The organism is Nostoc sp. 106C (assembly GCF_002154725.1).
In the GTDB taxonomy this organism is placed as follows: Bacteria; Cyanobacteriota; Cyanobacteriia; order Cyanobacteriales; family Nostocaceae; genus Aulosira.
In genome coordinates this window covers 120,971-133,660 of record NZ_MTAW01000127.1, presented here as the reverse complement: position 1 = coordinate 133,660, position 12,690 = coordinate 120,971, and the positions used below count along the sequence as shown (strand labels likewise).

Annotated in this window: 6 protein-coding genes; 3 read left to right on the top strand and 3 right to left on the bottom strand. The window is 36.8% G+C overall.

The window, feature by feature from the left end; translation table 11 throughout:
* Positions 1 to 335 precede the first annotated feature (335 nt).
* Entirely contained in the window at positions 336 to 749 is a 414-nt protein-coding gene (locus BV375_RS19385; RefSeq protein WP_086763283.1) for a response regulator, read from the top strand.
* Positions 750 to 1,472: 723 nt separating this feature from the next.
* Positions 1,473 to 3,344, top strand: a complete 1,872-nt coding sequence (gene uvrC, locus BV375_RS19380) for an excinuclease ABC subunit UvrC (RefSeq protein ID WP_086763281.1) — start codon at positions 1,473 to 1,475, stop codon at positions 3,342 to 3,344.
* A 147-nt stretch (positions 3,345 to 3,491) separates the two neighbouring features.
* Here uvrC and BV375_RS38755 read toward each other — a convergent pair whose 3' ends face one another.
* Positions 3,492 to 3,626, bottom strand: coding sequence for a hypothetical protein (locus tag BV375_RS38755; protein WP_279432938.1), 135 nt, complete (start codon positions 3,624 to 3,626; stop codon positions 3,492 to 3,494).
* Positions 3,627 to 4,490: 864 nt separating this feature from the next.
* On the opposite strand from BV375_RS38755, the gene BV375_RS38210 reads away from it, so the two are divergent.
* Positions 4,491 to 4,670, top strand: coding sequence for a replication restart DNA helicase PriA (locus BV375_RS38210; protein WP_086763279.1), 180 nt, complete (start codon positions 4,491 to 4,493; stop codon positions 4,668 to 4,670).
* A gap of 768 nt (positions 4,671 to 5,438) precedes the next feature.
* On the opposite strand, the gene rlmN is transcribed toward BV375_RS38210, so the two are convergent.
* Both rlmN and BV375_RS19360 read right to left on the bottom strand, forming a co-directional pair.
* Positions 5,439 to 6,509, bottom strand: a complete 1,071-nt coding sequence (gene rlmN / locus BV375_RS19370) for a 23S rRNA (adenine(2503)-C(2))-methyltransferase RlmN (RefSeq protein ID WP_086763277.1) — start codon at positions 6,507 to 6,509, stop codon at positions 5,439 to 5,441.
* 288 nt (positions 6,510 to 6,797) lie between these two features.
* Positions 6,798 to 12,212: an ATP-binding sensor histidine kinase gene (locus BV375_RS19360; RefSeq protein ID WP_086763273.1), complete on the bottom strand. Its 5,415-nt coding sequence runs from the start codon at positions 12,210 to 12,212 to the stop codon at positions 6,798 to 6,800.
* Positions 12,213 to 12,690: the final 478 nt, after the last annotated feature.

Here is a 12,690-nt window from a genome sequence, read left to right as displayed (position 1 = left end):
GAGGAAATTGACAGAATCTAGACTTATAAGACCATTCTCAAGATAATATTTAAAAATTAAATATAATCATGACAGCGCTAAAATATTGGAAAATTAGCCAATTATTAATTACCACAAATCAATAGAAAATCAGCTAAAGAAAATATTAAGTTTTTAGTTAAGCCCTATTTTAGGGATAATATTATGAAGCATATGTAAATAGCAGCGAAATTCGATTTATTAAATAGAAACTGTATTGCATTTAGCGAATTTGCTATTTTTTTAAGATCGGCTAGGGAGTTTTGGTTGAGTTTTGGACAATAATTTTTGACTTTTATATCAGATTATAGCTAACAATGACAGCACAATTACTCTCTATAAATCAGCGATTCAAGTCGCAACAAAATAGACGAATTCTGCTAATTGAGGATAATGATGTTAATCGAATGTTGTTGAGCGACTATCTCAGTTATTGCGGATTCAATGTCCAAAGTTTATCAGTAGGCTCAGCTTTATTCTCAACTGTCGAGAGATTCCAGCCGGAGTTAATATTATTGGATTTAAAATTACCAGACATTGATGGTTATTCATTGCTAGAAAAAATCCAGCATAACCAAACCTTATCAAAGATACCTATCATTGTAGTTTCAGCCTTTGCTTTTAGGGACGATCAAGAGCGAGCCTTGAGTTTGGGGGCTTGTCGCTACTTTGTTAAACCTATAAATCTTAAAGAGCTAATAATGACAATTGAAGAAAAATTAGCTTCTTGATAAGTATATCTGAATCAATGAGTATAGCTATTTGCTACTACTAAAAGGACAAAATCTTTAAACTTTGTTTTGAAGATAGGCAGAAGTTTAGAGATTTTCATCCTTCATTGGATATGACATAGGGGAGGGCGTTAGGCTGGAAAAATTGTTGAATACGGTTTATGGTAGGTACTGACATAAATTTCCTTTGTAGGTTACATCCAAGAAGAACCAAAAACTCTTATTTTTAAGGGCTATAATTTAATAACGTAAGTACAAAGTGTCTAGTCTATAAGTAGAGCTTTAGAGTATGCCAAACAGCAATACCTGATAATAGCAATATTATTTATTGCATTCAAATTATTCAATTTTTAACTAACTCGAAAATTTTAGATAAATAGAGAATTTCAAAGCTAACTGCAATATATCGGAATTTACTAAATATCAAGTTTGGCTAATTATTTCTACTTCCCGCAGTTATTCCATCCGACCCCTTAATCCCCTTGCAGCCTGCAAAGTGGAGCGATTTCGTCATAAAAAAAGCTGGGTCGGCGTACTTTAAATTTGTAAGTAATCAAGCGAAATTGACAGAATAGATGTTAGGTAGCAATTAATGTAAGAAGTCATGCTTCTCAGGTTTGTACTTAATATTGGCTTTATCAAAAGCTTAGGAAACTAACACAAAAGAATATATTGTCTTTAAAATAGAAATAGGTGGATTTGTAAATTTACCTAAATTTGGTCGTGACACAAGCTGCTCAAACACTGGTTAAAGACACCGAACGCCTGGAAAGCCGTCTAGCCGAGATACCGCCGGAACCGGGTGTTTATTTTATGCGAGATGCAGGCGATCGCATCATCTACATAGGTAAATCACGGAAGTTACGATCGCGGGTGCGTTCCTATTTCCGCGACGGTTACAACAAAAGCGATCGCATTGCCACAATGGTGAAACAGGTGGCAGAAATTGAATTTATTGTCACCGATACCGAAGCAGAAGCCTTGGCGCTGGAAGCCAATTTGATCAAGCAGCACCAGCCCTATTTTAATGTGCTGCTCAAGGACGATAAAAAATATCCTTATGTCTGCATCACTTGGTCAGAAGACTATCCGCGAATTTTCATCACCCGCAAACGCCAATTAGGCAAGGAAAAGGATAAGTTTTACGGGCCATATACAGATGCAGGCCTATTGCGTGAAATACTACGCATATCTAAGCGCATTTTTGCGCTGCGACAACGACCGCAACCACTGTTTAAAGACCGTCCTTGTTTAAATTATGATATGGGACGCTGTCCGGGTGTGTGCCAACAGCTAATCACACCGGAAGAATACCGTAAAACCGTGCAGAAGGTGGCGATGGTATTTCAAGGTCGAACTCAAGAACTAATTGAAATCTTGACACAACAGATGGCGAAAGCCGCAGAGGCGCTGAACTTTGAGTCGGCGGCCCGGATTCGCGATCAAATAGCTGGGTTAAAGTCGCTGACGGCACAGCAAAAAGTATCTCTACCAGATGATACCGTTTCGCGGGATGCGATCGCCTTGGCAGCTGATGAACAACTTGCTTACATCCAATTATTTCAAATTCGCGCTGGGCAATTAGTTGGACGCTTGGCATTTGTGGCGGATGCGCACGCTGAACCAGGTGCTATTTTACAACGAGTTTTAGAAGAGCACTACCAAACTGCTGACGCAGTGGAAATTCCCATAGAAATTTTGGTACAGCATGAGTTACCACAAGGAGAAATATTGGCAGATGTCTTAACCCAGCGTAAAGGCAGAAAAGTTACGATTTTAGCTCCTCAACGGCAAACTAAGGCAGAATTAATCGAGATGGTAGAGCGCAATGCCCAGTATGAATTGCAAAGAATGCAAAAATTGGGCGATCGCAACCAGCAAGCAATGCAAGATTTAGCTGCTATTGTTGATTTACCAGACTTACCTCACCGTATTGAAGGATATGACATTTCCCACATTCAAGGGTCAAATGCAGTTGCTTCCCAAGTAGTGTTTATCGATGGCTTACCTGCTAAACAGCACTATCGCCACTACAAAATTAAAAATCCCACAGTTACAGCCGGACACTCAGATGATTTCGCTAGTTTGGCGGAAGTCATCCAGCGTCGCTTTCGCAAGTATATTGAAGATCCACAATTACAACGCTTGGGTAATCCCGATTGGCCGGATTTAGTGATGATTGATGGCGGTAAAGGTCAATTATCATCGGTTGTCGCCATTTTGCAAGAGATGAATTTATTAGAGGACTTGCGAGTTGTGAGTCTGGCTAAACGGCGAGAGGAGATTTTTCTACCAGGAGAATCTCTACCTTTAGAAACCGAAGCTGAACAACCAGGAGTGCAATTGTTGCGCAGATTGCGCGATGAAGCCCATCGCTTTGCTGTGACTTTCCATCGCCAACAACGCAGTGATAAATTAAAGCGATCGCGTTTAGATGAAATTCCAGGCTTGGGACATCATCGCCAAAAGCTGCTTTTAGGGCATTTTCGTTCTGTTGATTATATTCGGCAAGCAACACCTGCACAACTAGCGGAAGTTCCCAGCATTGGGCCGCGTTTGGCTCAAGAAATCTACGATTATTTTCATCCTGCTTGAGTAATGATTTAAAAGCGACAAACACATGAGGTAAGGGTGTACAAGGGTTTCACCTGTGTCAACTTAACGTCAAACTCCTGTAAAAACCCGATATTGAGTCCACTCTATTACCAATCAGTCCCTCGTTACCCTACCCCTAATTTGTCGTCATACCATTTCACAAAAAATATGATGTAGATGTAGTTTGGGTTGAGGAACGAAACCCAACATTCCAAAGTCTTTTAATTGTTGCGTTTCACTCAGTTCAAACGCCACTTCACTCAAGTCGGGAAACCCGCCCACGTGAGTGGCTTCCCAACCTACGCATCTGTCTTATTTTTTGCTGGAATTGGTATCAGACAAAACAGCGGTGGGGTCAAAAGCTTATGGGATAAACATTTGAGCTTAAGTTAATACCAATGCAAGACTGTACTTCTCTACAGATAATTGATGTGTTGCAAAGATTTTTCAATCGATATAATTTTTTGTTTTATAAAAACTAGAGTTGATTAAAAAAATAACTTACTCTTCTAGCTCTCTTCTTCCCTGTTGCCTATTCCTCGTTTCCTATTCCCTACCTCTACGAGTAAGTTTACAAATCAAATAGAAATACTCTATAAAAGTTACACCAAAGGAAGAAGTTATGGGTAATTGATAACTGGGACAACCCATTACCGATTACCAACAACTAGGCTAGCAGAGATAACCAATGCTCATGATTAAGAGCATTGGAAGTTTTAATTAAATTGTTTTATGACAATTTCATACCCATGTCAGCCATAAAAAATCTTAAGTAAAGCTTAAAATCATATTTTTGTGACTAAAGATACAGTAATCTTCTAGTTTTGGCTTTTTGCTATTAATATACTTATTTCTACTGAGATCACTATAAATCAGCTGATATAGAGGCATTAGCATTGGGGATCAGTAAACTTCTAAATAAGAACTTAAGCAAAAATTAATTTCTATATCCAAAGTGAGATGATAAACTTATAGATCTACTAGGATAATAACTAGAAATAGAGATAGTTTTTACAAACTTGAATTTTGTTTAGAGAAATTAGCCAAATATAAAGGCTTGTGATTAGGTAGTATTAAACCAAAATATTGAGTGGTTTAATCGGCTGTTTTTACTTACTAAAAATCATTACAACCAGGGAATTTAACATGCAGATGGTACAACAAATTTGCTGTCCAAACTGTGGCAGTAAAGCTGAACGTCATTATATTTATGAGAGTCAAATAACTCGAACTCAATGCCCAAGTTGTGACTACTTAATGATCAGTTGTACTCGCACTGGCAGAGTCATTGAAGCTTATGCCCCTGGTATTCATGCTAAGATGTAAACTTTTTGCTCTTCAGTAGTAACAACTTTTATGTAAAAAAAAGGAGCGTTGTGTTAGTAGCACAGCGCTCTTAATATTACTAATAGAATTAGTCACTATGGTTGTTCACGCTGGCATTGAATAATTTTAGGCAAGTCTTCAATTTGGAGAGGTTTAACATTAGCTTTTATCCGATCCGACAACTCATAAAAAGCTTCATTATCCTCAGAATGCTGTAATACCTAAGCCCTCAATTCCACTTTAGGCATTGTTTTAAAATTAGGTTTGGTCATAAATTACTATCCCTTGTGGAGCGACCGTTATCTTAATCTCGTGTTCAGCAAGAATCAGCAATTGGGAGCATCCACTTTTGGAATAAATACCTGGGCGATTAGAAATCGCGGCTATAGAATCAAAGTCCGCCTTCGCGGGTTTAGTTTGTATAGCGCCAGATTTCTAGTCTGAGGGCGATTCGCCAAAATAGGATGCTCCCCAGCAATTCGTCTGTCCTTGTATCTGAGGACTTACGCAAGCAAAATTTGTCATTGCGACCGGAACGTAGTGTAGGGAAGCAATCCCAGAATTTCAGTCGATTACGTCGCTACCCTACTCTTCGAGAACGGCTTTGCCGAACGGGAACGACTTCGTCGAACGCTCGTAATGACGGAATTGCGTGACTTTTGCGTAAGTCCTATATCTATCTGACAAGATTTATTGGTATGAGCATTTTGGTTAACTGGTAACTTAAGCGAAATAACTCTCTAAGTTGCTCCACAGTCGGTTGCGTTTTTAATTTTTACTTGCTCTGAGTTGTCCACAAGCTGCATCAGCTTCTAAACCACGGGAATAACGGACGCTGACAGCAATAAATTGCTGCTTTAAAACGTTGACAAAGGCTTGAATACGATCGCTGTTGGGGCGTTTGTAATCTACTTCTTGAATAGGATTGTAAGGAATTAAATTCACATGGCATTGAAAACCCCGCAAGCATTTCGCTAATTGCAGGGCGTGTTCTGGTAAATCATTAACACCAGCAAGCAGTATGTATTCAAAACTGACGCGACGACCAGTGATTGCCACATATTCCCGACATTCAGCTAGCAAATCTTCTAGAGGATAGGGGCGCGCGCTGGGGATAAGTTCTTCCCTTAGTGCTTGGTTGGGCGCATGAAGACTGACAGCGAGAGTTATTTGTAAATGGTGTTGGGCTAACTGACGGATGCGATCGCGAATCCCGACTGTAGAGACAGTTAGCGATCGCTGTCCAATACCCACGTCTTGATTTAAGGATCTCAAAGATGCCAATACATTCTCAGTATTTAACAACGGTTCCCCCATGCCCATAAATACTACATGGCTGACTCGTTGCTGAAAATCTTCTTGTACCGTTAACACCTGATCGACTATTTCATGAGGTGCTAAGTTACGCTTGTAACCGCCTTTACCAGTCGCGCAGAAATCACAAGCCATTGGACAACCCACCTGGGTAGAAACACAGACTGTTAAACGCTTATCGCTGGGGATACCAACGGTTTCTACAATTTGTCCGTCTGCAAGTTGCAAGAGATACTTGATTGTGCCATCGGGTGCAACAGCGCGGTGGTGTATAGTTGAGCGTCCGATGGGAATTTCTGCGACTTCCGCCCGCCATTGTTTAGGGAAGACAGAAATATCAGCTAGCGATCGCACTCCCTTGTGATATATCCAGTCATGTAGCTGCTTACCTCGATAAGCTGGTTGTCCCTGTTGCTGCACCCAAGCAGTCAATTCAGCAACGGAAGCACCTAATAAGGGAGGGATATTTTCTAACTGTTTGGGGTTGAGTGAGTCAACTTGAGAAATCAGCGGCGTAACAGACATAAATAATCACGAGTTGATGCTAAGATCTCTATCCTATAACTTCTTGAGCAAGACTGGGGTGGACTGGGGTACATTGTTTAATGGCATTTAAATCCAAAACTCTGCGCCTTTTCAGGTTCAGAAATACACTTCATTTTTCCCTGGTGTTTATCAACGATTATTTCATAGCTATTGCGTAAAATTGCAAATTTTTTATCAGTAATTATCCCAAAAAGCGATAAATATTTTATATAATCTAGCCCTAAAAAAGTATAAAAAATTTTAATATTGTTATTTTTAATAAATTTATTATTTGCTAATTGGCATTTCAATCACAAACTCTGTCCCCTCTCCTGGTACTGAAATACAGTCTATTTTTCCGCCATGCTTATCTACAACAATCTGATAGCTAATAGATAAACCTAAACCAGTGCCTTCACCTACTGGTTTAGTTGTGAAGAAAGGCTCAAAAATTCGTTCTCTAATATTTTTCGGGATACCCAGGCCATTATCTTTAATAGAAATGCTCACCCAGTCGTTTTGAATAACTTGAGTACTAATAGTAATTTTACTAGGATTATTTTGTATTTCTGTGAGCGATCGCTGCTGATTATGCCCATGCAAAGCATCAATTGCATTATTGAGAATATTGAGAAATGCCTGATTTAATTGCGAAGCATAGCAGGCGATCGCTGGTAATTGGGCGTAATCTTTAATTACAGTAATTTCTGGATAATTTGGATTTGTAATTAAACGCGGCTGTAACAGCATTAACGCATTATCTATACCCTCATGGATATCTACAGATTTCAGATCAGCTTCATCGAGTCGAGAGAAATTTCTTAGTCCCAGAACAATATTACGAATACGGTTAGCTCCCACTTTCATAGAATCCAAAATTTTCTTCAAATCTTCTACTAAGAATTCCAAATCTATATCTTCTTTTGTTTGCTGAATCAACGGTGTCACCTGAGGATATTCTTGTTGATAAACATCAATCAGGTGCAACATAGATGCAATATAGTTATTAGTTGGTTCAATATTAGCGTAAATAAAATTAATCGGATTATTAATTTCATGAGCAACACCAGCAACTAATTGTCCCAAGCTAGACATTTTTTCAGATTGTATAAGTTTAGTCTGCGTAACTTTCAGTTCACGTAAAGTTTGTTTCAAACGAAGATTTTTTCTATTTAATTCCTGAGTTCTTGCAGCCACTTTTTCTTCTAAATTTGCATAAAGCTGGGCATTTTCTAAAGATATTGCTGCTTGTGAAGAGAGAAGTTTGAGAATTTGTAACCTATCAGGAGTAAAAACATTAACTATGAGACTATTTTCTAAGTAAAGAATGCCGATGAGCTTTCCTTGATTCAATATAGGAGTACATAGTATAGATTTTGGTTGATATTTAATAATATATGAATCAGCAGAAAAATTTGTGGTTTTTTTAGCGTCATGAATTAATAAATATTCTTTAGTATGAGCTACGTAATTAATTAAACTAACTGGCACTTCCTGAGTTTGGTTAATAGGGATAGATAGTAGCTCACACGACTGATGATTTTGGTATTTTGCTACAAGGTTAAAACTACCATTTTCTGGGAGAATCAACGCAGCTTTGTTACCTCCGACGTTTTCCAAGATAACTTGCATCAGAATTTGGATTAACTTATCTAGCTGAATTTCCGAGCCAATAGCTAGAGATGCTTTAGTAACAGTTTCTAAATCTAATATTGCTGTCACACCAGTACTGCCGGAGTCAACAATTGCGTTAGTAATTAAAGTATTTGTATCACTGCTATTAACACTAACTTGTTTTTGATTGAGAATTGGTACAAGTAACTGGAAATAAGATTTTTCCAAATCCTCAACTTTTACATTAGCTCCCCAAAGACTGTAACAGTAGTAAGCATCAATTAGATAGGTTTGGGCAATTTTTTCTTTACCGGAAGCTAAGTAAAATTTGGCAGCCAGTTCATTCGCTATTGCTTCTTCATGAATAAATTCATGTGTTTTAGCACCTTTAATAGCTCGATCATAAAGTTCCATAGCTTGCCAATTATGACCTAAAATTCTTGCCTTCTCTGCTTCTACTAAATCGTACTTATGTTGATAGTTCATTGGTGCATGAAATGCCCAATGAAGCATTTGTTCTTGGTTAATTAAAACTTGTTGCAGACATTCCTCTTGCTCAATGCTAGGCTGATTATTATATTCAGATAACAAAGCTAGAGAATAGTAAAAATTGTGTTGGCTGACAGAAATTTGCCCAGCAACAGAGTTTATATATTGTTTGCCCAAACGCGCACTTTCAACTGCACTACTTGATTGGTTAAATAAATAAAATAATATGGTTTTTGCTAGATACACACAAAAGAGTGAATTATAATTATTTGTTTCTACAAATAACTGTAATTTTTCCGACTCATTGAAGAAAACACCATTTAATTGATATTTATTAGCAGTTGGTTCTAGCAGATTAAATACTAATTGCGACCAAAGTTTTTGTAAATTTACAGTCCACTGCTGTTTCAGCTTGTGCATCAAGATACTATATTGTTCTAATTGCTGAGAAACAGATGCTAAATTTTCTCCGGCAAACAATAGGTGTAAGTAATGGTTTGAAGAACAATAACCTACATATTCTATATCTCCATTTTCTAAACCAGATTGCACGCCTTCTACTAAAGGATCAATAGTTGTTCGTAGATGCTGTTTCCAAAATTTAATGTTTGCATTCCATACTAGGAGTAATCTACATTTAAGTTCTTTAGCATTTAATTTATCTAATAAACTCAAAGCAACTTCGCCATAGCGATATCCAGCATCAATTTCTGATAACATACCGCATAGTAGCAAGCCATTCAAAACATATCCGTAAGTAGAAGCTGAGGAGTTTCCATACTTTACAGACAAATGTATCATCGTAAATACAATTGATGGCAGTAATGCGGGATTAGCGAAATAAGCCGCAGAAATCATACTAATTAATATACGCATGGCAGCAAGTCGATCGGGAGCAGTCATTTTTGGTAACTTGATTAAATCTTCAACATCCAAATTCTGAGGAGGCGCTGACTCCAAATTTACTTTCAGCATATCTAATAGTTTTATCCCTGTATCAATAGCTAATTGCATTTGTATTTGAGCCATATACATCTGCATTTGAATTTCATAAGCCTTGACTTGATCGAGTAGACTATTTGCATTTTGCTTAACTATTTCTGCATAGATTGCTGCTTGTTGAAAGTTGATATTTAAGTATTCTGCTTCCAGTGCTTCTACATATAGCTCTAATGTTAGCTGATACTGATGTTGCCAACTATCTATTTCCAGCAATTGCAAACCCATCTGTAAATATTTAATAGCAGCTTCATAAGCAGTAGCTAATTTAGCTTTTTTACCTGCAATCAGGTTGAGTTGAGCTAATTCAAATTTTTCTGATTTATTAGTAATTAAGTCAACACCAATATTGAGTTGATTAACTATTACAAATATATTTTCTTCTAAGCTTTCTGAACTCTGATTTTTTAAAATAGTTCGCCCAATTTTGAGGTGAATAGCTTTGTTATCTGTTTCTGAGATTAGTGAGTAAGCTGCTTGTTGTACGCGATCATGGAGGAACTTATAGTTAACGCTTATTTTCTGCTCTAAGTCTTGAAATTCTGTTTTTGATAGCAAACTGGCTTCAGATTGCTCATCTGTATACAATTTATAAATTTCATTTGTAGGTATAATTAACCCTTCCTGCAAAACTTGCCATAAGTTAGCTCCTACTTCATAAAGAGATTGTTCGGAAATGAGGGACAAGAGATTTAAATCAAATTTAATTCCAATACAAGCAGCTATTTTTAATGTTTCTAAAGTTGATATAGGCAGCTTCTCTAAGCGACTAACTAAAAGCTGCACAACATCATCACTTTGATATAAAATCTCTGCTTCTTTAATATTGTATTGCCAATATCTAGCTTGCCAATCAAAATTAATTATTTTATTTTCATGTAATGATTTTAATAATTGATTGGTAAAAAATGGATTACCTTGTGTTTTACTCAACACCAATTTTGTCAAAGGAGTCACCATTGCATCTGGACATCCTAAAGTATCTCTTATTAAATGATTGAGATGATTTTCATTCAGAGGTGTTAGTGTAATTTTATTGATATTAGCATTAGCTTTGGAAATAGCGTCTAAGGTTATGAGTAAGGGATGCCCAGAGGTAACTTCATTATCCCTATAAGCTCCGATCAGCAACAGATATATAGAATCTGTATCACTCATTAATAATTGAATTAGTTTTAAAGATGCAGAGTCTGCCCACTGCAAATCATCTAAAAAAATGACTAAGGGATGTTCTTTATTTGCTACTACCTGAATGAATTTACTAAATAGCAGATTGAAGCGATTTTGTGCAGCGCTTCCTGTGAGTTCTGGAATTTTTGGTTGCTGTCCAACTATCAACTCTAGTTCAGGAATTACATCAATTATTACCCCTGCTTGTTTTCCTAATGCTGATAAAATATTCTTTTTCCACTCTTGCAATTGGGCTGTGCTTTCAGTAAGTAGTTGTTCTATAAGACTGCGAAAAGCTTGTACGAAAGCAGAAAAAGGGAGATTGCGCTGAAATTGATCGAATTTACCAGCAATAAAATAACCATTTTGTCTAATAATTGGTTTATGAACTTCATTAACGATAGAAGTTTTACCAATCCCAGAAAACCCAGCAATTAACATCAATTCTATATTGCCTAAACTGACACGTTCAAAGGCATTTAATAAAGTAGTAACCTCAGTTTGCCTACCATAAAGTTTTTCGGGAATTAGGAAGCGATCGTTTATATCTTTTTCTCCCAATTTAAAGTCTGTAATTTTCCCTTGATTTAGCAACATTTGCTGACATATTTCTAAATCATATTTGAGTCCTCTAGCTGTTTGATAACGTTCCTCAGGAGACTTTGCCATTAACTTCAGAACTATATTGGCAATAGTCTGAGGAATATTAACATTAACTATTGTTGGATTAATTGGTTCTTGTGCAAGATGGTAATGTACTAACTCAACAGGACTAGTACTATTGAAAGGTAATTGTCCTGTGAGTAATTCATAAAAAGTCACGCCAAGAGAGTAAAAGTCTGTGCGGTAGTCTATACCGCGATTCATTCTGCCAGTTTGTTCTGGAGATATATAAGCGAGAGTTCCTTCTAAAACATTTGGGCTTTTAATCTCAGCATTTTCTTTAGCTAATATAGAAGAAATACTAAAATCTATCAGCTTAACTTGCTTAGTTTCTGGATTAATTAAAATATTTTTTGGTTTAACATCTTTATGAATTATTTTATTTTGATATAGGCACTCTAGGGCAGAAGTAATTGCAATCGCAATCGGGAAAAACTCATTTATGCATAGAGGTTGATAGTTCACATATTGACTAAGAGCAATGCCACCAAAATCTTCTAATATCAGGGCATAACTATTGCTGTAGGTTTCTAGTCCATAGCATTTAATAATATTTGGATGGTCAATATAGCTAGATATAGAATACTGATTTTTTAATAAAATTAAGTCTTTGAGTTGCGGATAAGTGGTATTCAGAATTTTAATAGCAACTGGTTTTTGCGACTGTATTTGCTTAGCACGATAAACGATACTTCTAGTACTAATATGCAGCGTATCGCTAATTTTATAGCCAGGAAACGTGTTAAAGTGTGCAGGTATCTTGATCATAAAACCAGTTAACTAATTTTTTAAGGAGCTACTGAGTATAGTGTTCCCTATAAAATTCTTAGTTAAACAGTTATAAGAACAACTAGCACTTTTTTCCTATAAATTATTCTCAACAAACTGGCTGGAAAAATCTGCTCGATTCTATAGTGATTGTATATTAAAGATACAGAAATTTTTGACGCATCAAAAAAATGTGATAAATATCACTTTTTTTTAAATAAAAATTGATTTATGTAGAACATTTAATGATGAGTAGACAAGAAACTGGGAGATATAGCACTTTTTGTTTGCATATAATCTGTGCCAATCTCCCATACTTTTATGAACTTTAATAGATGAGCATCTAACCAAATGTTGGGGTGCATCGCACTTTTTTGAACGTCATTGCGAGCGAAGCGTAAAGCCTGCGGCATAGCTTCGCTTAACGCTGAAAGCGTTCTCGAAGAGTAGCAATCGCAAAATCTTACAACTAAGAGCG

What these genes read in the sequence shown, in the direction of transcription:
- rlmN (WP_086763277.1), bottom strand. Translation starts at nt 6,509, where the DNA reads ATGTCTGTTACGCCGCTGATTTCTCAAGTTGACTCACTCAACCCCAAA.
- BV375_RS19385 (WP_086763283.1), top strand. Translation starts at nt 336, where the DNA reads ATGACAGCACAATTACTCTCTATAAATCAGCGATTCAAGTCGCAACAA.
- BV375_RS19360 (WP_086763273.1), bottom strand. Translation starts at nt 12,212, where the DNA reads ATGATCAAGATACCTGCACACTTTAACACGTTTCCTGGCTATAAAATT.
- BV375_RS38210 (WP_086763279.1), top strand. Translation starts at nt 4,491, where the DNA reads ATGCAGATGGTACAACAAATTTGCTGTCCAAACTGTGGCAGTAAAGCT.